The sequence below is a fragment of the Argonema galeatum A003/A1 genome (genome assembly GCF_023333595.1).
GTDB classification, from domain to species: domain Bacteria; phylum Cyanobacteriota; class Cyanobacteriia; order Cyanobacteriales; family Aerosakkonemataceae; genus Argonema; species Argonema galeatum.
In genome coordinates this window covers 150,401-176,710 of the sequence record NZ_JAIQZM010000009.1, presented here as the reverse complement: position 1 = coordinate 176,710, position 26,310 = coordinate 150,401, and the positions used below count along the sequence as shown (strand labels likewise).

Annotated in this window: 28 protein-coding genes; 4 read left to right on the top strand and 24 right to left on the bottom strand. The window is 43.2% G+C overall.

All coding sequences use genetic code 11. The features are described from left to right. Positions 1–35 precede the first annotated feature (35 nt). Positions 36–3,140: an ATP-binding protein gene (locus tag LAY41_RS12225; RefSeq protein WP_249097807.1), complete on the top strand. Its 3,105-nt coding sequence runs from the start codon at positions 36–38 to the stop codon at positions 3,138–3,140. 183 nt (positions 3,141–3,323) lie between these two features. Then, entirely contained in the window at positions 3,324–4,670 is a 1,347-nt protein-coding gene (locus tag LAY41_RS12220) for a sensor histidine kinase (protein WP_249097805.1), read from the top strand. Positions 4,671–4,818: 148 nt separating this feature from the next. Here LAY41_RS12220 and LAY41_RS12215 read toward each other — a convergent pair whose 3' ends face one another. The 3 genes from LAY41_RS12215 to LAY41_RS12205 form a co-directional block, all read right to left on the bottom strand. Further along, positions 4,819–5,085: a Txe/YoeB family addiction module toxin gene (locus tag LAY41_RS12215; protein ID WP_249097804.1), complete on the bottom strand. Its 267-nt coding sequence runs from the start codon at positions 5,083–5,085 to the stop codon at positions 4,819–4,821. Continuing rightward, positions 5,082–5,309, bottom strand: coding sequence for a hypothetical protein (locus LAY41_RS12210; protein ID WP_249097801.1), 228 nt, complete (start codon positions 5,307–5,309; stop codon positions 5,082–5,084). The genes LAY41_RS12215 and LAY41_RS12210 overlap by 4 nt, the downstream gene beginning before the upstream one ends. A 379-nt stretch (positions 5,310–5,688) precedes the next feature. Beyond that, complete coding sequence (locus LAY41_RS12205) at positions 5,689–6,828, bottom strand: fatty acid desaturase family protein (RefSeq protein ID WP_249097798.1); 1,140 nt, start codon at positions 6,826–6,828, stop codon at positions 5,689–5,691. Positions 6,829–6,847: 19 nt separating this feature from the next. On the opposite strand from LAY41_RS12205, the gene LAY41_RS12200 reads away from it, so the two are divergent. Next, the gene (locus tag LAY41_RS12200) at positions 6,848–7,027 is read left to right on the top strand and encodes a hypothetical protein (RefSeq protein ID WP_249097797.1); all 180 of its coding nucleotides are present in this window, start codon (positions 6,848–6,850) and stop codon (positions 7,025–7,027) included. A gap of 4 nt (positions 7,028–7,031) precedes the next feature. On the opposite strand, the gene minE is transcribed toward LAY41_RS12200, so the two are convergent. From minE to LAY41_RS12105, 20 genes are all read right to left on the bottom strand, one after another. Continuing rightward, a complete protein-coding gene (minE, locus tag LAY41_RS12195) occupies positions 7,032–7,319 on the bottom strand; it encodes a cell division topological specificity factor MinE (RefSeq protein ID WP_249097795.1) in 288 nt (95 codons plus the stop codon). Between the two features lie 139 nt (positions 7,320–7,458). After that, positions 7,459–8,268, bottom strand: a complete 810-nt coding sequence (minD, locus tag LAY41_RS12190) for a septum site-determining protein MinD (protein WP_249097794.1) — start codon at positions 8,266–8,268, stop codon at positions 7,459–7,461. A gap of 203 nt (positions 8,269–8,471) precedes the next feature. Then, complete coding sequence (minC, locus tag LAY41_RS12185) at positions 8,472–9,269, bottom strand: septum site-determining protein MinC (RefSeq protein ID WP_249097793.1); 798 nt, start codon at positions 9,267–9,269, stop codon at positions 8,472–8,474. A 36-nt stretch (positions 9,270–9,305) separates the two neighbouring features. Beyond that, positions 9,306–9,434, bottom strand: coding sequence for a hypothetical protein (locus LAY41_RS32270; protein ID WP_275974097.1), 129 nt, complete (start codon positions 9,432–9,434; stop codon positions 9,306–9,308). 79 nt (positions 9,435–9,513) lie between these two features. Continuing rightward, on the bottom strand, positions 9,514–10,587 hold the full coding sequence (locus LAY41_RS12180; protein ID WP_249097792.1) for an MAE_28990/MAE_18760 family HEPN-like nuclease: 1,074 nt from the start codon (positions 10,585–10,587) through the stop codon (positions 9,514–9,516). Between the two features lie 6 nt (positions 10,588–10,593). Beyond that, positions 10,594–11,769, bottom strand: coding sequence for a DUF262 domain-containing protein (locus LAY41_RS12175; RefSeq protein WP_249097790.1), 1,176 nt, complete (start codon positions 11,767–11,769; stop codon positions 10,594–10,596). A gap of 255 nt (positions 11,770–12,024) precedes the next feature. After that, complete coding sequence (locus LAY41_RS12170) at positions 12,025–13,491, bottom strand: four-carbon acid sugar kinase family protein (RefSeq protein ID WP_249097788.1); 1,467 nt, start codon at positions 13,489–13,491, stop codon at positions 12,025–12,027. Positions 13,492–13,493: 2 nt separating this feature from the next. Then, positions 13,494–14,165, bottom strand: coding sequence for a hypothetical protein (locus LAY41_RS12165; RefSeq protein ID WP_249097786.1), 672 nt, complete (start codon positions 14,163–14,165; stop codon positions 13,494–13,496). A gap of 16 nt (positions 14,166–14,181) precedes the next feature. Next, positions 14,182–14,922, bottom strand: coding sequence for a hypothetical protein (locus tag LAY41_RS12160; RefSeq protein ID WP_338022980.1), 741 nt, complete (start codon positions 14,920–14,922; stop codon positions 14,182–14,184). Positions 14,923–15,160: 238 nt separating this feature from the next. Continuing rightward, a complete protein-coding gene (locus tag LAY41_RS12155) occupies positions 15,161–15,757 on the bottom strand; it encodes a Uma2 family endonuclease (RefSeq protein ID WP_249097783.1) in 597 nt (198 codons plus the stop codon). A 106-nt stretch (positions 15,758–15,863) separates the two neighbouring features. After that, entirely contained in the window at positions 15,864–16,127 is a 264-nt protein-coding gene (locus LAY41_RS12150) for a hypothetical protein (protein ID WP_249097781.1), read from the bottom strand. A gap of 92 nt (positions 16,128–16,219) precedes the next feature. Next, on the bottom strand, positions 16,220–16,813 hold the full coding sequence (locus tag LAY41_RS12145) for a Uma2 family endonuclease (RefSeq protein ID WP_249097779.1): 594 nt from the start codon (positions 16,811–16,813) through the stop codon (positions 16,220–16,222). A gap of 123 nt (positions 16,814–16,936) precedes the next feature. Beyond that, positions 16,937–17,431, bottom strand: a complete 495-nt coding sequence (locus tag LAY41_RS12140) for a Uma2 family endonuclease (RefSeq protein WP_249097777.1) — start codon at positions 17,429–17,431, stop codon at positions 16,937–16,939. Between the two features lie 80 nt (positions 17,432–17,511). After that, positions 17,512–17,763 carry a hypothetical protein gene (locus LAY41_RS12135; RefSeq protein ID WP_249097775.1) on the bottom strand — a complete coding sequence of 84 codons (252 nt, stop codon included), beginning with the start codon at positions 17,761–17,763 and terminating at the stop codon, positions 17,512–17,514. Positions 17,764–17,797: 34 nt separating this feature from the next. Beyond that, on the bottom strand, positions 17,798–18,016 hold the full coding sequence (locus LAY41_RS12130; protein WP_249097773.1) for a type II toxin-antitoxin system HicA family toxin: 219 nt from the start codon (positions 18,014–18,016) through the stop codon (positions 17,798–17,800). Beyond that, the gene (locus tag LAY41_RS12125) at positions 18,017–18,235 is read right to left on the bottom strand and encodes a type II toxin-antitoxin system HicB family antitoxin (protein ID WP_249097771.1); all 219 of its coding nucleotides are present in this window, start codon (positions 18,233–18,235) and stop codon (positions 18,017–18,019) included. 147 nt (positions 18,236–18,382) lie between these two features. Further along, complete coding sequence (locus LAY41_RS12120) at positions 18,383–19,294, bottom strand: GTPase (RefSeq protein WP_249097769.1); 912 nt, start codon at positions 19,292–19,294, stop codon at positions 18,383–18,385. A 112-nt stretch (positions 19,295–19,406) separates the two neighbouring features. Continuing rightward, complete coding sequence (locus LAY41_RS12115) at positions 19,407–19,652, bottom strand: AbrB/MazE/SpoVT family DNA-binding domain-containing protein (protein ID WP_249097766.1); 246 nt, start codon at positions 19,650–19,652, stop codon at positions 19,407–19,409. Positions 19,653–19,770: 118 nt separating this feature from the next. Further along, positions 19,771–20,682, bottom strand: a complete 912-nt coding sequence (locus LAY41_RS12110; protein ID WP_249097764.1) for an Rpn family recombination-promoting nuclease/putative transposase — start codon at positions 20,680–20,682, stop codon at positions 19,771–19,773. 343 nt (positions 20,683–21,025) lie between these two features. Next, positions 21,026–23,263 (bottom strand): phosphoketolase family protein, encoded by a 2,238-nt coding sequence (locus LAY41_RS12105; RefSeq protein WP_249097762.1) that lies wholly within the window; start codon positions 23,261–23,263, stop codon positions 21,026–21,028. A 195-nt stretch (positions 23,264–23,458) separates the two neighbouring features. Here LAY41_RS12105 and LAY41_RS12100 point away from each other — a divergent pair, with 195 nt between their 5' ends. Continuing rightward, on the top strand, positions 23,459–24,844 hold the full coding sequence (locus tag LAY41_RS12100; protein ID WP_249097759.1) for a cytochrome P450: 1,386 nt from the start codon (positions 23,459–23,461) through the stop codon (positions 24,842–24,844). A gap of 37 nt (positions 24,845–24,881) precedes the next feature. On the opposite strand, the gene LAY41_RS12095 is transcribed toward LAY41_RS12100, so the two are convergent. Continuing rightward, positions 24,882–26,210: a phthiocerol/phthiodiolone dimycocerosyl transferase family protein gene (locus LAY41_RS12095; protein ID WP_249097757.1), complete on the bottom strand. Its 1,329-nt coding sequence runs from the start codon at positions 26,208–26,210 to the stop codon at positions 24,882–24,884. Positions 26,211–26,310: the final 100 nt, after the last annotated feature.

Here is a 26,310-nt window from a genome sequence, read left to right as displayed (position 1 = left end):
AATTTTTCAAACAACTATTGTCGCCAACACAGTATATGCCGCACGGTAACTGCTACCTCTGGGAGACCCCACTGGTTTGGCTGCACGTGCTTTCAGATTTGTTTATTGCGATCGCCTATTTCTCTATTCCGGCGATGCTGATCTACTTCATCTACAAGCGGAATGAGATCCCCTTTTTAGGAGTATTTGGCTTATTTGGAGCCTTCATCATCCTTTGTGGCACGGGTCACTTGCTCGAAATCTGGACGCTCTGGCATCCAGCATACTGGGTATCGGGTTTGGAAAAAGCATTGACCGCCCTAGTCTCCTGCTATACCGCCGTAGAAATGGGAGTCCTGCTGCCTCAATTTTTGGCTCTCAAAACTCCAGAGCAACTAGAAGTTGTCAACCGAGAGCTGCAAAATCAGATTGTCGAACGCGAACGGGCAGAGGAAGTTCTACACAATATTGTGGTAGCAACAGCCTCAGTGACGGGCGAAAAATTTTTTCCAGCTGTTGTTCGCCATCTGGCAGAAGCACTGGGAGTTCGCTACGCTTTTATTGCTGAAATTGTAAGCGAAGAGCCCGACAAATTACAAACTCTTGCTTTTTGGGCAGATGATAATCTGGAGACAAACTTTGAGTACAATCTACCCGGTACTCCCTGCGAAACAGTTATCGAACAAGGAAAGCAGTGTTACTACCCTTCAGGGGTGCAGGAACTCTTCCCAGAAGCTAAGGGGTTAGCAGTTATGGGTGTAACCTGCTATCTAGGAGTGCCAGTGCTTGACTCATCGCGACAGGCGATCGGTATTTTGTGCGTTAATCATGACAAACCCCTCTCGGACGTGGAGAGCGCCAAAGCAATTATGAAAATCTTTGCCGCACGAGCTGGTGCCGAAATCCAACGCCAGTGGGCACAGGAAAGTCTGCGCCTCGCTTACGATGGGTTAGAAGTTCGGGTTCGGGAACGCACCGCCGAGTTATCAGAAACGCTCCATACCCTTGAAGCTGAAATTGTCGAACGCAAAAAAGTAGAACTGGCTTTAGAGCAAGAGCGCCAACAACTACGACAAATTATTACCAACGCACCTGTGGCGATGGCGATGTTTGATACCGAGATGCGGTATCTCGCCTACAGCGATCGATGGCTGAAGGATTACGACCTGGACGGGCTGGACTTGATCGGGCTCAAGCACCATGAAATTTTACCTCAGATTTCAAAGCAAACAAAAGCAATTTATTCGCGGGCGCTGCAAGGAGAAGTGATCTCCTTAGCCGAAGATGCGATCGAGCGTGAAGATGGCACCAAACTCTATCTCCGCTGGGCTGTCCAACCCTGGTGCATTCAAACACCTGACTTAGGGGATACCAACCAACAGCCTAATAATTTAGAATCTCAAATTTTTAATCCAAAATGTCAAGTTGGTGGCATCATCATCGTGACTCAGATGATTAACGAATTGGTAGAAGCACGAGAAGCCGCCTTAGAAGCTGCCAGGATGAAATCAGTCTTTTTAGCCAACATGAGTCACGAAATCCGCACTCCGATGAACGGCGTGCTGGGAATGACAGACTTACTTTTAAAAACTACCCTGACAAACCACCAGCAAGAATTTATGCAGACTATCAAAATCAGTGCCGAAACCCTGCTAGCACTAATTAATGATATTCTCGATTTCTCCAAGTTAGAAGCTGGTAAAATGCGTCTCCAAATGCGGGTATTCGATTTAAATACCAGTATAGGCCAAGTGTTTAACATGGTACAAGTACAAGCCAATGCTAAAGGAATCAGACTGCTGACCTCGATTGACGCCAACGTACCCCAACAATTAATCGGAGACCCCCACCGCCTGCATCAAATCCTCGTTAATCTGGTAGAAAACTCAATTAAATTTACAGACAAAGGGGAAGTGACGATTGCAGTCAGAATTCATAAAGAAACCCCCTTTGTCACAAGCTACAATACAAAAAAAATCCTCAATTCTGAATTCCGTATTTTGTTTTCTGTTCGAGATACTGGCATTGGTATTGCACCAGAAAACCAGAAAAAGCTGTTTCAATCCTTCTCTCAAGTGGATGGCTCGACCACCAGAGCTTATGGAGGTTCGGGTTTGGGTTTGGCAATTTGCAAGCAGCTAGTGGAGTTGATGGAGGGTGAAATTGGCGTAGAGAGTGAGGTGGGTAAAGGGTCGGTATTCTGGTTTACAGTCCCTTTGCAGAAAAGTCAAGTGTTAGCAGTAATGGGTAATAAGTCATCGGCGATCGGTAATCGAGAAGAAGCTAACCAATCTGATCGGCTGTGGTGGGATACCCCTGATTCGCCTATTATTAATGACCCATTATTAACATCAAATCTCAAAATATTGTTGGTAGAAGATATGCCAATTAACCAAAAAGTTGTGCTAAATCAATTAAAAATATTGGGCTATCAGGCAGATTGTGCTACCAACGGTCAAGCAGCGCTCGAACTAATGACAAACACTAGCTACGATTTAGTATTAATGGATTGTCAAATGCCAGTGCTAGATGGCTACGAAACAACAAAGAGAATTCGCGTTAGGGAATGTCAGGATCGGCATACTATAGTTATTGCTTTGACTGCTCACGCTATGAGCGGCGATCGCGAAAAGTGTCTGGCAGCTGGAATGGATGATTATATAACTAAACCCATTTCTACGAAACAATTGTCAGAAGTTATAGAGCGATGGATACAAACAAAGGATGAAAGCACAAAGATTCTAGATAACCTACAACAAGATATAAATACTGAATCTCAACCTCCAGCAGATAATTCCATGAATCTAGAATCCCAAATCCAGTCCCCAACGGAAGAAATTGTCGATCGCGTCCGTCTCTACGAAATCGCCAGAGGAGACGCGGAATTTCAACTAGAACTACTCCAAGCTTTTATGGAAGATGCTCCAACTTACCTAAAAGAAGCCAAGGAAGCACTGCTTTCAGGCGATTGCAACACGCTGGGTCGTCGCGCTCACCAGCTTAAAGGGGGGAGCGCTACCGTGGCTATTCGATTCATGCCAGACCTCGCCGCAAGGTTACAGAGTCAGGCTGAAGCAAACCAGCTAGATGGTGCATCGGAAATTATAGCAGAATTAGAAAAAATACTGGAGCGGATCAACACCTTCATTGCTAATTGGTAAGGTTCTTTCGGGTCAAATATGCTGAAGTAGTAGCACAGCTAATTAAAATCTTGGTATGACCGACATATTGATGATCTGTGCTACTACAAAATGTTTATTTTGAACATTAGCATAATAATTACGAAAGACCCAATTTGCAATCTCAGATTTTAAATTTACTCGCTCAATTACCAATTACCTTCCATGTCAAAAATTCTTGTAGTTGAAGATGATTCGGCAACTCGATTACTTCTTAAAAGAGACTTGCAACTAGAAGGCTATGAAGTTGCTGTAGCTAAAAATGGTGAAGAAGGACTAGAAAAGGCATTTAATGTACGTCCGGCTTTAATACTTTGCGATTGGATGATGCCGCTGATGGATGGAGTAGAAGTTTGTCGTCGCCTCAAGGAAACTCCCGATCTAGCTAGCACATTTTTTATTCTCCTGACCGCTCGCGATTCTGTAGCCGATCGAGTCCAAGGTTTAGATGCAGGAGCAGATGATTTTGTCTCTAAACCAATCGAATCAAATGAATTGTTGGCACGGGTACGAGCCGGATTGCGAGTCTATCAATACCAGCAACAATTGAGCGAAACCAATCAGCAACTAAGCCAAACTTTGCAGGAGTTACAACAAACTCAAGCTCAACTGGTACAAAGCGAAAAAATGTCTGGCCTCGGTCAAATGGTGGCAGGAATTGCTCACGCAATTAACAACCCGATCGCTTTTATCAGCGGCAATCTCGCTCATACTAAAAACCGCGTCGCCGAGCTGCTAAACCTAATTCATCTTTATCAAAAATACTACCCTAATCCTGCTGATGACATTCAGTTGGCATTAGAAAATATTGATTGGGAATTTATGAGTGACGATCTCCCGAAAAGCTTAGATTCGATGTCATCGGGAGCAGTTCGGATTCGCGATCTTGTGGTAAATTTAAAGATTTTTTCTAGGCTTGGCGAAGCAGAGATAAAACAGGTTGACATTCACGAAGGTATTGATAACACTCTTTTACTTTTGGAACACAGACTGTCTAACAATTATTCAGACAACCTCTCTACTAATGACAGCCTGATTTTAGATTCTGAATTGCCCATAACAAATCCCAAATCCCAAATCCCAAATCCCAAATCGAACGACGATGCTAAAATTAAAGTTGTTAAGGAATACGGCTATCTGCCGACTGTAGAGTGTTATCCCGCTCAGCTGAATCAAGTATTATTCAATATTCTTAACAACGCAATTGATTACCTTGAGGAGGGGAATGAGTCAGCGCCTACACCCTTGATTTGGATTCGGACTAGGCTTTTGGATGGAAATTGGGTAGAGATTGCGATCGCAGACAACGGATCGGGAATGACGCCAGAAGTTGTACAACAAATATTTAATCCCTTCTTCACCACAAAGCCAGTCGGTAAAGGCACTGGTTTGGGATTGGCAATTGCGTACTCAATTGTTGTTGACAAGCACAAAGGACTGTTAGAATGCAGGTCAACGAAGGGAGAGGGTACGGAGTTTTGGATAAAAATACCAACTCATCAACAAGTTTAATCAAGAAAAGTGCGTCTAATCGTTCTCCTGTAACATTTTTATAAATAAATCTAAAGAATGACAGGTCTAGTTCGCTAAAAACCAAGCTTCTACAAAGTAAATAAAGCTAGCTATGTAAACAAATGTCGCACTATTTTAAAACTTACGACTATTCACTGTAATGATACTTACAAGCTACGATCGTAATTTCTTCATCGGAAACTTGGTAAACTAAACGATGTTCATTATCAATGCGCCTTGACCAAAACCCACTTAACTCGTATTTCAGAGGTTCAGGTTTACCTAATCCTTCAAACGGCGATCGGTCTATATCTTTAATCAGTTCGACAATTTTGCGATAAATCTTTTTGTCTAATTTTGCCCATTCATTAAAGTCTGCAAAAGCAGATGATTCAAAAACAATTCTTCTGCTCATTGCAAATCCTGTAAGTTAACTTCAACTAAACTTTGCCGCTTTTTAACATTTTTAATGGCCTTTAAAAGTCGATTTTTGTTAATTTCTGATTTGAAAATATATTCAGTTTCATCAAATTCGGAAACAATGATTTCAATCTCTTTATCTCCAAAAGTCGCTTTGATTTCTTCTAAAAAATCACGATCTAGTTCGCTGGCTTTTAAACGATAAACTGTTGACATCATTTTTACCTATTTTCAATTCTGATAATTATAGCGTTTTTAGTCAGATCGCGATTGGTTTAACTCAAGAACTGGTTAATAGGGGTCTTCCGTACCTAGTGTGCCAAACGATTAGTTTTTTGTGTCCTACGCGCAAAGCTTGGCAGGGATTTCAAGGTGATTGCCCATCCGCAGCAAGTTGCCATAACCAAGCTTTGGGTGTAAATAACTCAACGCCTTACGTAGCAAAGCCTTGAGGATAAATTTAAGTTAACTTAGCACACTAAGTACGGAAGAGCCCACGAAGTAAGGGTTTTACAGATTCTTGTCACCCCCCCAGAAAAAAAGCAGGAGTTAATTCCTGCTTTTTTTATCAACCTCAGATGAAAATTTAGGGAGGATTTTATTCGATCGAATTCGGCATTCCCATTCGCCGTAACCAACGTCCGTGGGAGGTTATACCAGCCCAGACAGACTTGTGTTCGTTGTACTGCACCCCAAATTCCTGGCAGGTTTCCTCCACCAACTTGGAAATGGCAGGATAATTGACATGGCAAATCTGAGGGAAAAGGTGGTGTTCAACCTGAAAGTTGAGTCCGCCCAGGAACCAAGAGACTACAGGGTTGTAGCGGGCAAAGTTCACCGTCGTTTCAGCCTGATGTATCGCCCAAGCGTTATCGATCCGTCCAGTGTCCTCCTGGGGCAGAGGAAACGAAGCTTCTTCAACGACGTGGGCTAATTGAAACACAACGCTGAGAACTATACCCAAGGCGATCGCACTCACCCCGTAGAATATGAGGACGACCCAGACAGGGTGGAACAGCAGGGGAATCCCGAAAGCCAAGGTGTAGAAGATCCCTTTGCCGATCCAAAAGATCGCCAACTCCCAACCCTTCGGGCGCGGATATGGGCGATCGCCAATTTGTCCAATGAGGACATTGTGGAAATCATCGTAAAGCTGCCACCGGATCGCCATTAGCCCGTATAGCAGCCAGAGGTAATAGTGTTGCCATTGATGAAACGGAAACCACTGTTGGTGAGGGGTTAGCCGACCGAAAATGCCGATTTCGAGGTCACCATCATGAGCCTTGATGTTGACATACATATGATGGAACACAGCGTGCTTCCAGTGCCAGTTATAGGAACTGCCGCCGATCAGCGCTATGGTCATTCCTGTCAGCTTATTGACCCAAGGAATGCTCGAATAAGCCTGATGTCCGCCGTCGTGCTGAATGTTAAAACCGATGAGAGCGGCCACTATACCAAGCAGAATGGACAGGGGCAGCGCCTGCCACCATGTCTGGGCTTTGAACACTAATAATCCATACAATAGGGCGAAACTCAAGAGTAGGATAGCTGTCTTCACATACATCTGCGGACAGTCTCGTTTCCGCCGTCCGGTGAAGAGGAAGAATTCATCAACGCGCCGCTGAAGCTCTACTTGAAAAACATTGTTCTTTTGGAATTTCAATTTTCTGCCAAATTCTACTGTGCTAGAGGCTAGGCGTTCCTGGCTCTCTTGAATATCTTGCCTCTGCGGCATGGCATCTCCTTAAAAACTTGTGGAAGTCAAGCTTGATTTTATAGTCATGGGGGAACACCTAGTGCAAGTGGTCAGTGGTCAGTTGTCAGTTGTCGGTGGTAAAAATCAAGATTTCCAGAGCAATCATTGGCAATTTTTAGTGGTGAGTTATTTCCGCCATCCTGCACTAGATCCCCGCGTCCTGGGACAGGGTAGATAGATTTTCAGGTAATTTCCTCAGCTGGCTCAACCTTGACCCGTAGAATTGGCAAATTGGCAATCAATGCTGTGGCCCGATCGTGACTCTCGATCGCAAACTCCAACCCGTCTGCATCCAGTTCTACGTAGCGAGAAACAACTTCTAGAATTTCTTTTCGCATCGCCTCGATCGTTTCTGGAGAAAGTCCGGCCCGATCGTGCGCGATTACCAGTTGGAGGCGACGCTTAACATCCACCCGACTGTTAGTAGGAGTTGACCAGGGAAAAAGTTTTTCTAGAAGTTCGTTAATCATGGTAGATGTGAATAATAAGGAATAGAGAATAAGGGAATAGAAACTTGGGAATAGGGACTTGGGAATAGAGCAAAATAAAAGATCATTTATTAGCTTCTCTGGCTCCCCCACTCTCCCGCTACTCCCCAGTCTCCCCCTCTTAACTGCGGGGTTTACTGCCAAAGAAGCGTCGGATGCGAGCAAAAAAACCAGCCGGGGGTGCGTTCAGGTCGAGAAATTCTACCTTTTCTCCATCCAAACGGCGAGCGATGTTATTGTAGGCAACGGCGGCGAGAGAGTTATTTTCCCCTAATACTAAAGGTTCGCCACGATTAGTAGAAACAATCACGCGCTCGTCATCTGGAATCGCACCGATCAGGGGAATGGCGAGGATTTCTTGCACATCCTGTACGGACATCATATCGTTAGCTTCCACCATTGCGGGTCTAATGCGGTTGACTACTAGCTGGATGCGCTTAATGCTGTGCGCTTCCAACAAACCAATCACCCGATCGGCATCCCGGACGGCTGCAATTTCGGGAGTTGTGACGATGATAGCTTCTTGTGCGCCTGCGATCGCATTCCGAAAGCCCATCTCGATTCCAGCTGGACTGTCTATCAGAATATATTCGTAGGTTTTTGCCAACTCGTTCACCAGTCGCTTCATTTGGTCTGGCGTTACGGCATCTTTGGTGCGGTTTTGAGCAGCTGGTAAGAGTACAAGTTTCGGCTGTCGCTTATCTTTTACCAAAGCTTTTTCTAAGGTACACTCACCTGCCAGCACATCTACCGCTGTGTAGACAATTCTGTTTTCCAACCCCAGCAGTAAGTCGAGATTTCGCAGACCAAAATCGGCATCGACCACAGCAACCTGATGACCGCGAGATGCGATCGCCATACCAATGTTGGCAGTAGAGGTAGTTTTTCCCACTCCTCCTTTACCAGAAGTGATGACTATAACACGACTCATAAGAATTTTAGATTTTGGATTTTGGGTTTTGGATTCTGGATTTTGGATTTTGGATTTTGGATTTTGGATTTTGGATTTTGGATTTGGCGATTTTGGATTTGGCGATTTTGGATTTTGGATTTATTAAAGATTAAAGAACATTTTACTAGCCCCTCTTCCCTCTTCCCTCTTCCCCCTAGCCCCTAGCCCCTAGCCCCTAGCCCCTATGAAAGATTGGGCCTAACGAAACCAGTTGCTCTAGCGATGCGAATTCCCTGGGGCGTCACATAAGCAACTTCTGGGTAAAACTCAGCTGGTGGCTTTTCTGGTGCCCTAGCCACATTATCTGCAATTCGGAGCTGAGTGGGTTCCATCTGTAAAGCCATAATCAAACACTGGGCGTTGCCTTTGGCACCGGCATGAACCAATCCCCGCAGACGACCCCAAATTATAATATCGCCATCAGCGACTACCGAACTGCCAGGATTAACGTCTCCCAAGAGTACCACAGTGCCGGGGTGACGAACTTCTACCCCTGAGCGTAAGGTTGTTTGCAGGTATAAGGGTTCGGCAAGCGCCTGTCCTGGTTGGGAGTTAGGTTTATTTAGAAATGCGATCGCTGCTGAGAGTTGGTCTACAGAGTAACCAGCAGCAGCCGCAGCAACGGCAGTTTGGCGACGACTGGTATAAACTCGCTCCAGCTTTAGTTGAGATTCTGAAAGCGCGTCGGCAATTTCTTGTAACTGCCGTCCATCTAAAAGTCGGTCTTGGGCCATGAGATGCACTGGTGTATTGGTTTGCCAGAAGCGTTCGCTAGCATTAAGACGCTGCTTGAGCTGTAGCCAAAGATCGGGCCAAGTAAGCGTAGTCGGAGATCCATCCAAGTTTGGCGTTTCTGGGGGCAACAATAATAACAGCCGTCCCTCTTCACCTTTGAGGTGGACTTGCAGGGGGAGAACTGGTTGCGGGGGACTTTCGGGAATTGTCTCGACTGGGGAAGGAACAGAAGAATCGACAGTCATGCAGTTGTGGCGCTAGAGGCAGATTAGCTATCAATTTTAACCCGATCGGGCGGGTGAATAGGCGATCGGTGTGAAAACCAGTTTTGGCGATCGCCACGATCTTATTCTATTGCTGTCACAAATCGAGCGATCGTTAGAGGTACAGAACTGCTCGTAAACCTTCATCCACCTCTTCTTGCAAGCTGACTTCGGTGCAATCCTGAATAAAAAGAGCGATCGCTTTTTTATTCAGTTACATAAAGGCTTAACCCTTTTTTCGTGTATAACCCTTTTTTTGTATATAAAGTCTCAACCCTTTTTTCGCATCAATATCAAAAAACTTTAACCCCACCTCCTGTTCGCTGGTAATTACAACCCGTTTCTTAGAAATATCATTAATCATAATACTCTCAATCGTAGCGAACCGACAGTATGAGGATGCCTCGTTAACCAGAAAAAGTTTTCTTCCCACAGACAAAGTGATTTCCTTAACTTTCCCTACTCCTGCTTTATGCTTCTTAAACCACTCTGTAATTTGACCTATTTCCTCAGCTTTACCTATTGCAGTTTGCCGTGAAATAACTTGAAAAGTTACTAACTCCGCTAGAGATTGGCACAAAGCCTCTACAAAGTCACCCAATTCTAGCAGTTTTTCAGTACCGAGAATATCATCTACAATAGATCCGTGTGCTGCATCATTTCGATAGGTAATTAATTCATTTAGCTCTCCTTCCGCAGTATTTTGACTCCCTCGAACCTCCTCTATAAATTGCTTAACCTTTCTATGCTTATCCACCCAACCCCATGCGTTCGAGATCCCAGCATCAGCAAATAATTTTTCTAGGACTTCTCTGCGTAAATTTTGTTCGTGTAATAAAAAAGCATCAGAGATTAATTTGTATTTTTTCTTACCAGTTACTCCATTAAATAAACCTTGAATCACCTCATTAAGAGACAGGTGTTCAAATCTCTTTTTCTTAAGGTCTAGTAATAATCTTCCCACACCTATCTGGTGTGTATCTTTAATTCTTTCTTCCAAATCTGAATATTTTGTAACAATACCGGGTAAAAGTTCAAGCCATTCTGCAATTAAATCCTCAACAAATCGCTCATAAATAGCATACAACCTTGTAACTACAGCACAGTGATCGTAAACTTGCCACTCTCGTTCACTAGGAATAGCTTCTATTAATTTAGTCAGATGCGTATTTTCGTCTAATTCCTGTTGTATTGTGGTGTCCTCTCTAAATACAATCCCTCTAAGCCTATCGTTAGTCTGGATAATTTTACGTACAGTGGAAACATTGACACTTACTATCTTGAGAAGCTCATCAAACATTGCAAGCTACTCCCCAATAACTTGGGAGAGCATTTCGTCAAATATCCTAATTCGATCCTGGATATCAGCCTTAGTTCTACCCTCACCTGTTAAAAGACGCGATTCTTGCTTATTAAAGAGCTTCTTTGTTTCTTCAATTACTCTTGATTTCCGAGCAATCAATATTTCTGCTTCATGCAAATGGCTGCTAAACCCAACCATAACAGCATCATAGTAAGCTTTATAAGATTTTTTCTGCCAAGTTCCAGACTCCGGCACAAAGGGTTTGAACAAATTTTCTTCATAAATTTGGTGAGACAGATTGATTGTTTGTAAAAAAATATCTTTGAAAAATTTAATGTCTTGCTCAGAAAAATCCAAGCTTCTCATCATGTAGATGTCGAGAAATCCCTCCATACCATTACGGAAATGCTCTACATTTCGCAAAGCAAAAAAACGGAGAACTAACTCTGCATCTTCCATCTTTTTATAAAGAGTATTTATTGATAATTCTGGACTGTTATCGTCGATAGGAATTCCCCAAGCTTTAGCAAATATGGGATGACGTGATAATTCTATTAATAGGGAATCAAATTTTCCATAATACAAGCAGTTTCTGACTTCTTGCGGACTTAAATCCACTCCACCAGTATTAAGACGCTCGAAGGTCTTCTGTTTTAGAAATAAAGCTTCTTCCGGATCGGAGGTTGATTCTCTAAGAATTACTATAGATGATATAGAACGACGATCAAGACCTGCCCGAATTTTCACAGAAAGTTGCTCGTATTTAAGTTGATTTAGTTCTGGCCAAATTTCAAGTCCAGTCAGCGCGAATTCATTTGTATAAAAATCCTGAATAGCGCTGATTCTCTGTTGACCATCCATTACTTCATAAGAGTTATAATCAATCTCATAAAGAATAATAGACGGAACGGGAATGTTAATTAGAAACGACTCGATCAGTAGTGACTTCATCTTGTTATCCCAACGCGCCCTTCTCTGATAAAATGGGCGCAAATTCATGTACTTAGGATTTTTTGATAACGCTTCGACAAAACTCGGAAGCTTTTCACGGTTGATTTCGGTAAGTATTCTCTTCTCTTGTGATTCGTACTTCTTGTTAATCTCATCCTCAGATTTTTTAGTGCGAGTTTTTGAGGGAGATTTCTCCCACATTTTTTCTTCAACTGGTGCAAGTGACATTGTTTACATCCTCTCTCAGCGTGGCTGTTTTGAATGATTCTAGCGTTTCCAGGCTTAAGCTCAGAACAGAAATATAGGGAAGGGAGCTACTGACCTGACAAGAGTAAGGTAGATGAGGTCGAACGCTTGAGCGTGTCGCCAGCATGAACATAGAGTGCGATCGCTCATATCTATTTATTCTAGCATCATTATTCCCCTCTCGATCGTAGGGTGCATTACAACGCACCCTACGATCGAACACTTTCTAAATGTTTTTCAGCTTATCGGTGTACTTTTGCACAACCGCCGATAAGTTGTTGCCAAAGCATCTGCATCGCCAACATTACCCGGAAACAACACCACCGGCAAATTAGGAAATTGGGGATGATCTGTTGGAGTTCGCACGATCGAACAACCGGGCAAAATCTGCCCCAGCAGTCGCGCCGAAGTCAAGGCTAAACCTGTACTCAATACATCGTTTGAGGTAATCCCTCCTTTACTAATCAGAAATCCAATATCGGCAGGCAATCCGCGCACGAGATCCATCAACAAAGCCGAAACAGCTACACCAAATTGCAAGCGTGTTTCGGTATCTTTAAAAGTGAGTTCTCGACGGCTGGTATAAACTACTGGTGTCTTACCGCCAGCATGAGCATCATGGACAGTTTTGAGCGTTTCTGCCAACAAAGCGGCACGTAGGGGCGGGTTTTGCTGAATGGTTGTCTGTCCTCCTTCAGGGGGATCTGCTAAACCCGCCCCTACAGACTCATCCACTAGGCGAGTAACATCAACTTCGATCGCAACTATTCCCGGTTCTTGTAAAAGACTTTCCAGTTGTTCGGTAGTCTTTTTCACATGGGAACCCACGATCACCGCACCGGGTTTGCCTTCCCGCACGTACTGCGCCATATCTTCAGGGCCGATCGGTTGCGGGGGTAGGGCAGCCAAAGCGGTTAAGATGCTGGCAGCACTGCGAAACAGGAAGCGTTTGCCATGACTTGCGGCGGTGAGGATATCTGCTGCAAAGCGGTTTAAATCGGCTTGGGTTTCTCCATCGACAACGCCACATTGATTACCAGTGAGGTTCATCAGTCTTTCCAGACTTCCGGCGCGAATATCTGCCAGCAAAAATTGCTCCACTGTTTCAGATGGAATGCGCCCTTTGGTTTTTTCCTCTACATACTTGGGTAAGTAGCTGTGGTGGTAGCCAAAGACGGAATCGCGGGCAAACTCGGTTTCGTGTACTGGAGTTGGGACACCATTGACGATGAGGTAATGCACGCTGTCGCGGGTGAATCGTCCTCCCTCGAAGAAGGCTGGAACTAGGAAATGGGCGTCAAAGGGGCCGAGTTCTTCGGCAATGACATCGGTTTCGACTGGGTAATGCCCCCGCAGCGTTGAGTCGGAACGGCTGACAATTAGAACCCCCCCCTGCCCCCCCGTCAACGGGGGGGGGTTAGAGGGGGAAGTCGGACTCCCCTCTCCGTTGCGGGGAGGGGTTGGGGGAGGGGTTTCCGCTTCTAGTGCTAGTTTGAGGTTGTGGCAGGCTTCACGAGTGCGATCGGCTGCTTCTTCTGGAGTAAGCGCCCTAGTATTCGTCAGCACAAAGAAAATGGGCGACTCGTCATTCAACCCCAGTCGCAATGTCTCGACATCCCAACGGGTCAGCAGCAGGCAGCTGTGGACGGTCTGAGAACCAGTGGGGTCATCATCTAGGACAATAATTTTGGGTTTGGTTGCCATTTTTAACGCGATCGCTGATGTTGCAATTTTCGCATCTCTTCTTGTACGCTGAGGCCAATCTGCAATGCCTCATTCAGAAGTCGTCCGTATTCACCAGCTTGAGTGTTGACTTGCATGGCTTCTAAAGCTCTCAAGTTATTGGTGAACAGTTCTGGATTGGCAGCAATCAAGTTTTTATTTTCTCGCAAAATCCTCTCGCTCATCAAAGCGCGAATTAAATCTTCTCGCGTCAGCTGAAGTGCTGCAATTACTTGGGTCCGATCGGTTAAAGCTCCGCCAGAGGAACCGGCTGTTTCTAAGCGATCGCTAATATCTATGGCTTGGAGTACAGCATGATACCTATCTACATCATCCAGCAAATTGACAAGTAATTTCGGACTATTGCTTCTCAGCCAGAACCATCTGCCAGCGATTACCGAAATTGGCACTATTATTAGTAATAAAATAGCCCAATTGATCGATGCCCCGCGTATCGGTCTAATTATAAAGGTATAAAGAGCCCCGACGATGATGGGAGTGAGAGCAAGAGCAATCAGTAGTTCGTTAAATAAAAAAGTCAATTGCTTGCCAGACTCTCGCAGCATAGAGGATCTGAACACATCATCTGGATCGACACCGCTTAAGTGTCTCAATTCTCCCTTCGTAATCTCTAATCCTTGTATATCCGATCGCACAGAATATCAATTCCTTTTACTCATTTAAATGCCGAGTTTTCAATTGTTTCATCTCATCTTGGATGCTCAGACCAATCTGAAATGCTTCGTTTAAAATGCGCCCGTACTCACTTGCCTGTTCGTTTACTTGCAATGCTGCTAAAGCTGTCAAGTTATTGGCAAATAAGTCTGGATTTACTTTGATAAACCGCTCGTTTTCCCTGAGAACTTTTTCGGTCTTCAGGGCGCGAATGATATCTTCGCGGGTCAGTTTCAGGGCTTTAATTACTCGATCTCGGTCTTTTAAACCAACTCTGGGATTTCCGGCTGCTTCTATTTGATCGTTAATATCTATGCCTTTAATTGTGATATTAAAGCGGTGAACGTCATCGATAAGATTGATAAAATGACGGTGATTTAAGCTAAAGAAAATTTTGATGGCATCCTGAATGATTAATATGGCGGCGACAACTGCATGGGCTGCAATTAAAGCCAGACGATGATCCGGGAAAGCTAGAATTAAGAGAAAATTACTGACAAAAATTAGTCCGATGAGCAAAAGGGTGTTAAAAACTTCCTCTAAAAACTTTCGTGGTGTTGGAGGTCTAACGACAGCATCAATACTCACACCACTCAAGTGTTTCAGTTCACCTTTCGTAATCTCTAAACCTTGTAAATCTGGTCGCACGGCTGTGTGTTCTTTAAGTTGGATGTCAAAAGCTGGCGCTTGGTGGAAGCAACCTTTGAAACCTGCGCCTAAGTTAGGGATACAGATCAATAGTAAATCACTTAACCGCGTTTGTGCTTTAACTTCTGTTTAGAGCTTAACTTTTTAGAACAAATGTACTAATATCGGGGTCAGGGTGCTGACGCTCGTTGGCAAAAGCTATAGGTACTGTGGGCAGGTTTAGTACCCATATAAGAAAAGCTGATATATAGCTGGGCAGAAACCGGGAGTATGCGTGTGGAAGCCAAAAAAGAAACCTGGTTTCTCATTTGCGATCGCACTTATTCAACTACTGCTTCCGAATTCCATTTAAAAACTCTCTTCTTGCTTCCAGTCTCGATGGCATTAACACGCAACGCACCAGTAATTCCAAATCCAATTCTGGCAAAAATTCACTGCGAGAAACTTGCTCGTAATTATCTTCTGTCAGTCGATATACAGAAAGTTGATTATTTTTCCAAAACCATACTTCTGGAATCCGAAAACGCCTATACCGTTCCAGCTTTCTAGAGTCACCGCTAGTAATCGCTACTTCAATTGCCAAATCGGGATGTTCTTTTCTTTCTCCTATATAATAAGACTCATCTGGTTCAAATGAAGCACCTTTATTTTCATCCTCGCGAGTTGCACTACCGACTGGGATAAACTCAATCCCCTTTTCAAAAAAGTAGAGTGCTAGCAATATAGCCAAAACACTTTTAATCGTTTCATGGTTTTCGCCAACAGTCATAAACTCTACACACCCGTCAAGATAAGATAGCCGCACGCCGTCCACTTCATCCATCAAGGCTTCAATTGCCTTGAATTGTTCCCAATTGTAATATCCCGGTAGAATGAAACGCTGATCTTCTAATTCTCTAGTTTTCTCTGGTAGTTGTGTTATCATGAGCGTTTGCGCCTCCTGAAGCTACTACTTCTATTATGCCTGAAAACTCAGTGCGATCGCACTCTGGCAACCCATTCTATGTTAAACTATAATATCCTGATTATCCCTATTTGCTAGCTCTCCCAACCATGTAACTAAGAAGACCGATAACTGTAGAAGAAAGAGCTGCGATCGCAAATCTCATTTCTCCCTCAGAAGCGCTACCCTTTTGCATGATTGTGAATGCGTAAAAGTCAATTAGTAAAATTATGACGAGAGCAACTATAAATACAGAAATGTCCTTCACCCAAAACGATATCCGCTTTTGCTTTCTTTTTAATTCCTTATCCTTCTCGCGGTTTTTTAGTTCAAATTCTGTGTCTTCTGTCATATATATCTTTAAGTTTATTTAATTACTAGGTACGTTGTTGCGATGCCGCGCTAAAGTGCAACAACGTACCTGCGATCGCACTCATTTTATCCCTACTGTCGAATGCCATTTAAAAACTCTTTCCTTGCTTCTAATCTGGATGGAATTAATACGCAACGCACCAGTAATTCTAAATCCAATTCTGGTAAAAATTCACTGCGATCGACTTGCTCGTAATTATCTTCCCGCAATCGATATACAGCAAGTTGATTATTTTGCCAAAACCACACTTCTGCAATCTGAAAACGCCTGTATTTTTCCAGCTTTCTAGTCCCACCGCTAGTAATTGCCACCTCAATTGCTAAATCGGGATGCTCTTTTTTTTCTCCTATATAATATGACTCATCCGGTTCAAATGAAGCGCCTTTATTCTCATCCTCGCGAGTTGCACTACCTACGGGGATAAAGTTAATATCCATCTCAAAGAAGTAGATTTCCACTAGGATGGCTATAGCTTTTTTGAGCATTTCATGGTTTTCGCCAAGTGTCATAAACTCCACACACCCATCAAGATAAGATAACCGCACGCCACCCACTTCATCCATCAAAGCTTGAATTGCCTTGAATTGCTGCCAATTGTAATAACCTGGCAGAATAAAATATTGTTCTTCTACTCCTCTGGTTTTCTCTAATAGTTCTGCTATCATAAGCTTTTGCGCCTCTTAAGCTACTACTTCTATTGTATCTCAAAATTTAGTGCGATCGCCTATAGTAATTTTAAGCGATCGTGCTACGCATCGAGTAGAGCGATCGCACTCCCATTTTCCCTATCAAGCTGTAGGTTGATTTCTGCGTTGAATTTGCTCTGGAAATTCTGGTACTAACAAAGATTTACTTAATTCTCCTTGTGGATTATAAAATCTCATTTTACCTTGGGCATCGCAAACCCAAACTTCTTCTGCACCTGCGGCAAAGTATAAATCTTTTTTCTCCAGCATTTCTTCTAAAGTATTGCTAGCAGATTTTACTTCCACACAAATTTCAGGAGCAATAGAAGCTGCTGTTTCTTCTAAAATAACATCTAATCTTTCGTCCGAACACCAAACAACATCAGCAACTTTAACATTTTCTTGTGTTTGAATTGCACACTCTGGAAATGCCACACCTGTTTCTCTTAGCGAACTTAGGATGCTGATAATAATACCTTGATAGGCTGAATGTTTTGGTTTGGCTGGACTCATTACAATTTGTCCCCATTTGTTTAATTCAATTTTAAAGGGTAAGTCTTGCAACTGTTTATTTTCACATACTTCTTCCCATTTCATAGCCAGCCACCTCAATTGGTTACGATAATTTTAACACAGAGGTTGAGCGATCGCACTTCTCAACCCACTCTCTTTCTAATTTAGGATCTTGCATCATATATCTCTTTGATGATTTCCTCATCAGTGCGATCGTCTTCCCAAGCGCCAAATGTTTCCATAAACTTTTCGAGTGAATGTTCTGTTAATGTTTCTTTAGGTTGTACTTGTTGACTTGGCAAGTTAATCATTTCTTCTTTGATTACTTGGCGAACAACTTTTGTTAATAGCGCTTCTAAGTCGGGTACTGTGAGAATCCTAACGGGTTGATTTATATCTGCTTGGGAGTTTTCCATAAAACCTCTATATAGAGAACTTAATATCAATTTTTTATCTATTTGCAAGGAATTCATCTACCGTAATTCCAGCCAGCGCAATCAAACTTCTCAGTAACCCTGGTGCTAATTCTCGATGATTAGGAATTGAAAGAGTTGGTTTAGATTCGTGCCAAAGTATGATATGACTTCCAGTTTGATGATCCACTTCGTAGCCAAACCTCTTGAAAACTTTGACCGCTTCTTTACCAGAAATATTTGATAATCGTCCCATTTAGACTACCACTTCCCCGATGAACATTTGAGTTTCTTTTGCTACATACGATTTGCCATGTTTTTCTTGCACGTAAAGATAGCCTTTAATAGCATCTTTGATATTTTCAATAGCTTCATCTAAGGTTTTACCTTGACTCAAACAGCCAGGAAGTGCGGGAACTTCAGCTACATAACCTTCATATTCAGGATCGAATGTGAAAATAACTTGGAATCTCACAATAAAACTACCTCTTGTTTCACTAGGGGGTAATAATTACCATTATAGCGATCGGCTACAATGATTTTAAGGTTGAAAAGAGCGATCGTTCTTCCCAACACATTTTATTCAGACATCTGCCTATGTGTTTGATGATTGCTCTACATTTCAGTCACGTATCTCAGATATAAGAAAAGCACACAAAGTACCGATTATTCCACCAAAGGCTACAACTACTGCTACAGGAATATTTGCTCCTCCAGTTATGACGGCTGCAACTGATATCCCTGCTGCTGGATAAGCACAGAGAGCCTCTAGAAACCTTTTTCTAATTAATTGCTTTTGTTTTTTGCTAAGTCCAAGTCTCTGTGCTATTTCTCCATGTGTCATTAAGGTCAGTAGAACTGAACCTTTATCACTTGTTTTTAGAAAAACTTGTGTATAAAGTTCGGCTCGCCAGTTTTTTCCATCTGGTCTTTTCTTGTTACCTTCATTATTTACTGCTATGGCGTAAATATCATCTACTATTTTTTTTGCCGAACCTCCACATTCTGGATCTGCTATTGCTTCACGTATTACGTTTGATCTCTCGCGTAAACATTCTGCATACTCCGATTTTGTTACTTTGTCTGCGTGTGTAAGAACAATTACAGATCTTTTCCATACCTCTGCACCAAAAGCTTCTGTGATAAGTTTTATTGCCTCCATTTCATCTCTACTCAATCGGTTATCGTCTAGACAGCTAACAAACCATAGTGAGTCAATTCGTTTGACTTTATCTTTAATTTCAGCAATATATCTTCGATCGTTACCTTTTGAGGGAAGATCATCACAAAGACCAGGAGTATCAACTAATGTAAAATTTACACCATTAATACCATGGTCATAAAATATAACTTCTTTTGTCGTTGGTCTATAGCGATTAGTTTCAGCTATTGTTTTATTAAATAATGAATTGATTGTGCTAGATTTACCTACTCCGGTACGACCCATTAAAAGGAATACCAGCTTTTCTTTTAGTAAATCTCGTAGTAATGATTCAACGATTTCAAGTATTAAATTTGGGTTTTCTTCTGTCACTTTGTTTACTCGCTTTCCTCAAAATAAGTTGGTAACTCTTGTAATCTAGCCCCTACTCAGTCTAACCCCGGTAGGTATCACCTCAACCTTAATAAACTAACGCGATCGCATTTCAAGCTGACTCTCCTGCACACTCAGCGATCGCAGCATCCATTTCTTCTAGAGAAACAGCTTTTCTACCTTCTTCATAGAGTATACCAGATAATTCTCTCACATCAATCTTGGTGGGTTGTAAATAAACCTTTCCATCTGGCCCGATCGCAAAATCGATCGAGTCGCCCGGTTTCAAGTTAAGCCATTCTATAATTTCTGAAGGAATCGCAACTTGTCCAGAGTTAGTTAATTTTGTTAGTGCCATCTTTTCTTCCTCAGTCAGCCCCTACCTAGTATAACCCAGGTAGGGGCATCACCTCAAGCCTTAATGCACTAACTCGATCGCACCTTTCGTCAACGCTTTCGCAGTCAATCCATAAGCGCTAAATACGTCTCTCCAACCATTTTTCCAAATCTGCCAAACTGTTAAAATCTAACAAATCTTCTGCTAAATTTTCCAAAGCTTGAATAGATAGGTTTTCAATTTGGCTGGTTATTACTGCTGAAATTTCTCCAAAACGCTTTTTCAGTAAACGCATAACTAGAGCGATCGCTTGGGCGATGCGCCCTTCTTCTCTGCCTTCTTCTTTAGCATAAGTCAGCCGCCCTCTTTCGTCTTGTAAAATCATCGCTCGTCGCTCTACAGCTTCTACTTCTTCCACTGTCATGTTTGCTTGGTTGGCAATATTTAACGCTAGTTCTATCTCGCTGACTTCTCCTAATCTCTCAGGTATTTCATCCAAAGTGACTGCTTCCTTAATAAAATAAATCCACCGATCGCTTAAACTCGTTAACTCTGATAAACTTTTCTTAAATTTCGGCAATTCTATAAATATTAGCTGCAATTCAGGATCGGGATAGGCAAATTTTCTTGTTTTCTCCTGAAACACAAATTGAGTGATTACGTCGGGAGTTTGGTTAAACAATATAAAATCCACGATCGTCACGCCAATTACTGGGGTGAGACTGAAATAGTCTTCGCCAATCCCTAACTGATTTGTATAAGCTTTCCCCACATTATAAATCACCCTTTTGCTGAAAGCACTCACTCGCGCTATTTGCATTTCTATGAGGACAAGTGAGCCATCGGCTAAAATGGCTTTTACATCTAAATAAGTTTCTTTTAAGCTGAGAACTTGACCGGGATTATAGGGGTTAACAATGGTTAAGGATTGAATGACTTTCTCTCCTGAATAAATAATCGCATTGAGAAAGCTGATTAAAATCTCTTGGCTTTGTGAAGAACCAAAGATTTTTTTAAAGGCATAATCGACTTTGGGACTGATAAATCTCATTTTTTTTCTCCCTTTTTAGCCTGGTAACGGTTCGCAAAAATTTTATTATTTATTCTGGTGAACTATGAGGATAATTTTATTGTAATCGATCGCTTACGGTATGCCCTCACGATTCACTTACCCCTCATATCGTGTGTGGTTACTCGGTTTTGTATAATAGGGCGGGTTTTGTCATCAGGCGATCTGTTGGAATCAAAGCTTATCGTCTAAACCCGCCCCTACAATTATACAATTTCTTTACTCCCCTCTCCTCGCAGGAGAGAGGTTTGGAGAGAGGTCGAAAATTGTTTGTCTTTTTACTCCCCTCTCCTCGCAGGAGAGGGGTCGGGGGAGAGGTCAATTCTTAATGCACTAACTCGATCGCACGTTTCGTCAACGCTTCCGCAGTCAATCCATTAAACGCCATTAACTCACCAGCACTTGCAGTTGTTTCCCCACGTTTCCATGCGAAAGTATCGCGTTTGGCGTTACTTCTCAACATAATTGGTTCTAACATTCCACTCGCGCCACCAGTGACACCAATTAGTGCATCACCACCAAAGATTTCTGCGAATTTAGCATCATCCAAAAATCCACCATCAGGTTCAGAACAAGTATCCCAAGCAACATCGTGGGGACGATACAAACGGCGAGGATTGATAATAGAAACAATCTTCACGCCGATACCTTCACCTTCCAAGAAAGCTGCTGCTTCAAATACTGGCATTAGAGTCATATCGCCAACAACTGCAAACACAACTTTCTTACTCGTTCCTTCGTTAAGATTTGTTTGGGCGGGTTCGATTTCTTGCAATACGATCGCACCATCTTTTAACCCTTGACGAGTTTGTTCAAATGTGGTACGAATTGGCAATGGTGACTTACTGGCAGTAATCACAATTCCCTTATTTTTTGTTGTCAATGCCCAGTCATAACAAACTTGGATACTGTTAGCATCGGTGGGGAATAATGGGAACACATTGCCATTTCGCATCATCGCGGCGAAATATGCTTCAACTTCCGGGCGTTGGTGCGTCCAACCGTTGCGCCCTTGCTCTAATGCACCGGCTGTGTATAAAGTAATAGTGGCAGGAGTTGGACGGCGCAATTCTGCCATCGCTTGCGTGACAGTTTGCCAAATTGGTAAACCGTTGATGGCAAAAGATTCGTAGGAACACCACAAACTCCTTGCACCCATCAAGGATAAACCAACAGCTAATCCCGCACAAGCATCTTCACTCAAAGGTTCGTAAACTTGTCCGTTTGGAGATTGATTGTATAAGTCATCTGTGGTAGGGTGAATAATCTTTAATGCCTGGTTGATGTTGGCAATTCCAGATGCTTCGTTTCCGTCAGCGTTGGTGACTAAAAAAGTGCGATCGCATTCTCCCACTTTCCCAACTAATCGACCCATTGCTGTTGTTGAAACTTTCGGATCTCCACCCACAGCATATTCTTCCAAAGGCAATTCACCTAATTCTGGCAACGGTAATACAGATTCCGTTACCGCTGTTTTGGCAGCAGGGCCACCACCAGCCCGTTCGCAATTTGTTCGCACCAATTGCCAAGCTGACGCTGATAAAGCACGACCTTTCAACGCATCTATAATATGCGGCGCATCTAAAGTATCTTTGGGATAAAGATTGTGAGATTTTGCTCCCCGTGCGTGAACTCCCGCACCTTTCAATTGTTTGATGATAAATGCCGTGAGTTTGCCGCCAAGTGCAGATTTCGCCGCTTTGTCAATACCAGCTAACACAGCTTTGGTGAAAGCGAGGCGCTGTTCAAAAGAGAAAGCAGTGCTATCAACATAATCGCCGGTTTGGTTTTTATCGTCAAAATCTTTGGCATTCACTAAGATAACTTCTTCAAAACCATTACCGTGCCAATAAGCAAGCATTTCCTCATTGGTTTTGGTGGAAACCATGCTATGATGTTCCTGGCTGAAACCATTCCAAACCAACACAGGCAAAAAGTTAGTCGCGCTGGGATAAGCGGTGTGGAAATGTGCCATACTGCTCATCGGGTAAGGTTCGCCCATCCCGCCATCACCCATCGTGAAGGGGAAAAGTTTGTCTTTGTGCAATAAAGCAGCTGCCATTGCAAAGTGCTGACCTTGACCGAGCGGGCCAGCAGGTGCGAGAATACCGGGGATGTAGCCGGATAGGTGGCCCAGGAGTCCGTGCTTTTCCCGATAGCGATCGCGCAATTGTTGTACCGTAGAAATACCCATGTCCTCCAAAGAGCGATCGAGGAACATCGCACTATAAAAACCAGGGGCGTGGTGTCCAACTTCTGTGATAATATTCTTATATCCCAGCATCACCAAAGCAGCATAAGCTTCCGCTTGGCTGGCAAAACCGCCTGGGTGTCCAGAAGCTTTACTTCCTGTCACTTGCAGAGTAAGATAGCGGAGGGCATCTGCAAACAGTAAAGTTTGGTAGACAGCAGCTTGGTCAGTCGGGTCAGAAATTCCTACACTGCCCTCTGCGATCGCAGATTTCGCACCATAAGTCTCGAAATTCGGTAGCGCTTCGCCAAAATATTGAATTCCCTCACAAAAATCGGGAATTGATATCGCCTTTGGAGTTGTTGCAGTCATGCTGAGTTCCTTAAAGTGTCTGAGGAGACAGTACGTGCTGAATGAATTTAACAAAAATTTTACAACTATTAGTTGTCAAAATTTATTAATTGTATGTAAGACAAAGATAACTAAGTCAAATATGACCCAAAGAAAAATTAGATACTTTAACTTAGTTTAAGTAACAAGAAACATTTTCTCAAACAACCAGATCCAATGAAACAACCAAAAGGCCCGCAAACCCCAACATTTGTACAAATACTCCAGTGGGTATTTAGCCCAATGTCATTTATGGAAGACTGCGCCAAACGCTATGGCGATCTCTTCAGCATCCGACTGGGCACAAATTCTGACCCTTTGGTGTTCGTTAGCAACACCCAAGTACTGCAACAGATTTTGACAGGAGATACAACAAAGCAATTTGAAGCACCCGGTGATTTAAACGTGATTTTTGAATTTTTACTAGGGAAGCAGTCTGTAATCACCCTCAGCGGTACTCTACACCAACGTCAGCGCCAACTGATGATGCCACCCTTTCACGGTGAAAGGATGCGAACCTATGGAAATACGATTAGCAATATCACCGACGAAATAATGAATAGATGGCAGATAGGCAAACCCTTCTGCGTTCGATCTTCTACCCAATTAATCACTCTGCGGACGATTTTGGAAGCGGTATTTGGCTTATACGAAGGCCCACGCGCCCAAAAATTAGAGCAACTTCTCAGTGTCATGCTGGATGAGGCGAGTACTCCCTTAAGCGTCGCGATGCTTTATTTTCCAGCTTTCCAAAAGGATTTAGGCGCTTGGAGTCCGTGGGGAAGAGTTGTTCGTCGCCAGCAGCAAGTTGACCAACTTCTTTATGAAGAAATTCGAGAACATCGCGAAAATCCCGACCCCTCTCGCACGGATATCCTCAGCTTGCTGATGGCAGCAGTTGATGAAGCGGGACAACCAATGACAGACCAAGAATTGCGCGATGAGTTGATGACTCTGTTGGTGGCGGGTCACGAAACTACGGCAACAGCGTTAGCTTGGGCGCTGTATTGGATTCACAAATTGCCAGAAGTGCGCGAAAAACTACTGCAAGAATTGGATAGTCTTGGGGAAAATCCAGACTCCAACGCGATTTTCAAATTACCTTACCTCAACGCCGTTTGCAACGAGACTCTGCGAATTTACCCAGTAGCTATGCTCGTTTTCCCAAGAGTGCCGAAAGAAGAAGTATCGCTAGCAGGTTACGATTTCAAACCGGGTACGGTGTTGATAGGTTCTATTTATCTGACGCACCACCGCGAGGATTTGTATCCCGAACCAAGGAAGTTTAAACCAGAAAGATTTTTGGAAAGACAGTTTTCTCCTTATGAGTTTTTGCCTTTTGGCGGTGGCGCGAGACGCTGCATTGGTTTTGCCTTTGCCATGTTTGAAATGAAAATAGCGCTGGCTAAAATACTTTCGCGTTTAGAATTGGAACTTGTCGATAATGGCGAAGTGCGACCAAAACGGCGCGGTTTGGTGACAGCACCCGATCGCAGTATTAAGCTAGTTGTCAAAGGCGAGCGAGCGGTAAAATCTCGCACCCTGGAAGCTGTCTCCAGTTAGTAGTGTAGGGTGCGTTGCAACGCACCCTACAGTATAGTCATGTCATCAGCGTGACAACCTTGTTATTGCAAGCCTCAACGAGACACAATATTGCATTGTTGACAAGACTTTCCATAGTATCCCGACCGAGGGAAGGTTCAGAAAACATAAAATTCAAAATCATTTTTCCCGCAAAGGTTGTGACAGCAGCACTAAAAACACCCCCAAATGCCGCCTGCGCTGGAATATAGCTGATTTCTTCTAGTTCAAATGAGCCGTAAACTCTGGGAATATTTATTCGACCGACATTGGTGAGAGCCACTGTAACAGGCACTTCATTGGGACGGGAGAGAAGAGACTCGATAATTTTCTTTGACATCAACACTACGCTGAAGATATCGTCGCGCTTTAATCCAGCTTCAAGTTGTTGAGTTACATTTCGCGCTAATTCCCAAAGCAATGTATTCGGGTGAAGGATGTGAAATGAAGTTAAAGAAGAAGCCAATATACTTATGTTTTCTTCGCTGATAACTGGTTTTAAACGTCTTCGCAAATCGACATAAGAGCGACAGCTGAGGCGCACATCTCTTTTCTGAAGATCGGCTATTTTTCTCGCTGCTGCGAACATCATAGCGGCGCACAAAGCACCTTGCACCGTTGTCTTTTCCTGCCTGCAAGTATTGACAAGCTGTTGGGTAAATTCTTCATCTAGCTGCCTATGAACCATACCGCAACGCCTTAATTCAGTTGGTACAACCTTCTCAAAACCCAAGGTTTCCGGTTTGTTCCACAGCATCTGGAATTTAAGCCGCAATAAAAATAAAACGCCTTTCACCTGACCTCGAAACCCCGGCATCCATTCCGGCAGTAGTTCGTTATGAGGTGGAAGTGCAGGCAAGGTACCAACTTCGCTAATTCGATCGCCCGACGCAATTTTCTGGCAGTAAGTCAATATTTCTGAGTGCAATTGGATGCCCGATAACCCGTCTGTTATGGCGTGGTGTATTGTGGTGAGCAGATAATTTTTACTACTTTCACTCTCAATACGAACAAGGACAGCTCGCAACAGGACTTTACTACTATCAATTTTCTCGTTCATCTCTTCCAGAACTACTTCTTGCCACTCCTCGTTGTCCAACTTGTTCTCAACACGCAAAGGAATCCTTTGCGTCCCTTCTGTTTCAAAACGAAGACTATCCAACTCACCGACAATACGAGAATTCAGACGAGGGTGACGACACTGAATAAGGTCTAGAGCCTGTCTGAGAATGTCTTCGTTGAGAAAACCTTCGATTCGACTGATTGTTACCACATTATACGAGCCAGCACGGCGATTCAAAATTTCCATAGCTTGCTCTATGGGGGCGAGTTCTCTATTGTCAATCATCACAACCTCTCATTTCACTCTAGTAATTTCACTCTAGAAGGCAAGATCGCCTGTACTTTTGCTAGCTTAGTTTTGTACAGGCACTAAAAGCAAAATTTGT

Bases quoted from the DNA above. Each gene is read 5' to 3' on its own strand.
- LAY41_RS12225 (WP_249097807.1), top strand. From the start codon at position 36: ATGCCGCACGGTAACTGCTACCTCTGGGAGACCCCACTGGTTTGGCTG.
- LAY41_RS12220 (WP_249097805.1), top strand. From the start codon at position 3,324: ATGTCAAAAATTCTTGTAGTTGAAGATGATTCGGCAACTCGATTACTT.
- LAY41_RS12215 (WP_249097804.1), bottom strand. From the start codon at position 5,085: ATGAGCAGAAGAATTGTTTTTGAATCATCTGCTTTTGCAGACTTTAAT.
- LAY41_RS12210 (WP_249097801.1), bottom strand. From the start codon at position 5,309: ATGATGTCAACAGTTTATCGTTTAAAAGCCAGCGAACTAGATCGTGAT.
- LAY41_RS12205 (WP_249097798.1), bottom strand. From the start codon at position 6,828: ATGCCGCAGAGGCAAGATATTCAAGAGAGCCAGGAACGCCTAGCCTCT.
- minE (WP_249097795.1), bottom strand. From the start codon at position 7,319: ATGATTAACGAACTTCTAGAAAAACTTTTTCCCTGGTCAACTCCTACT.
- minD (WP_249097794.1), bottom strand. From the start codon at position 8,268: ATGAGTCGTGTTATAGTCATCACTTCTGGTAAAGGAGGAGTGGGAAAA.
- minC (WP_249097793.1), bottom strand. From the start codon at position 9,269: ATGACTGTCGATTCTTCTGTTCCTTCCCCAGTCGAGACAATTCCCGAA.
- LAY41_RS32270 (WP_275974097.1), bottom strand. From the start codon at position 9,434: ATGAAGGTTTACGAGCAGTTCTGTACCTCTAACGATCGCTCGATTTGT.
- LAY41_RS12180 (WP_249097792.1), bottom strand. From the start codon at position 10,587: ATGTTTGATGAGCTTCTCAAGATAGTAAGTGTCAATGTTTCCACTGTA.
- LAY41_RS12175 (WP_249097790.1), bottom strand. From the start codon at position 11,769: ATGTCACTTGCACCAGTTGAAGAAAAAATGTGGGAGAAATCTCCCTCA.
- LAY41_RS12170 (WP_249097788.1), bottom strand. From the start codon at position 13,491: ATGGCAACCAAACCCAAAATTATTGTCCTAGATGATGACCCCACTGGT.
- LAY41_RS12155 (WP_249097783.1), bottom strand. From the start codon at position 15,757: ATGATAACACAACTACCAGAGAAAACTAGAGAATTAGAAGATCAGCGT.
- LAY41_RS12150 (WP_249097781.1), bottom strand. From the start codon at position 16,127: ATGACAGAAGACACAGAATTTGAACTAAAAAACCGCGAGAAGGATAAG.
- LAY41_RS12145 (WP_249097779.1), bottom strand. From the start codon at position 16,813: ATGATAGCAGAACTATTAGAGAAAACCAGAGGAGTAGAAGAACAATAT.
- LAY41_RS12140 (WP_249097777.1), bottom strand. From the start codon at position 17,431: ATGAAATGGGAAGAAGTATGTGAAAATAAACAGTTGCAAGACTTACCC.
- LAY41_RS12135 (WP_249097775.1), bottom strand. From the start codon at position 17,763: ATGGAAAACTCCCAAGCAGATATAAATCAACCCGTTAGGATTCTCACA.
- LAY41_RS12130 (WP_249097773.1), bottom strand. From the start codon at position 18,016: ATGGGACGATTATCAAATATTTCTGGTAAAGAAGCGGTCAAAGTTTTC.
- LAY41_RS12115 (WP_249097766.1), bottom strand. From the start codon at position 19,652: ATGGCACTAACAAAATTAACTAACTCTGGACAAGTTGCGATTCCTTCA.
- LAY41_RS12110 (WP_249097764.1), bottom strand. From the start codon at position 20,682: ATGAGATTTATCAGTCCCAAAGTCGATTATGCCTTTAAAAAAATCTTT.
- LAY41_RS12105 (WP_249097762.1), bottom strand. From the start codon at position 23,263: ATGACTGCAACAACTCCAAAGGCGATATCAATTCCCGATTTTTGTGAG.
- LAY41_RS12100 (WP_249097759.1), top strand. From the start codon at position 23,459: ATGAAACAACCAAAAGGCCCGCAAACCCCAACATTTGTACAAATACTC.
- LAY41_RS12095 (WP_249097757.1), bottom strand. From the start codon at position 26,210: ATGATTGACAATAGAGAACTCGCCCCCATAGAGCAAGCTATGGAAATT.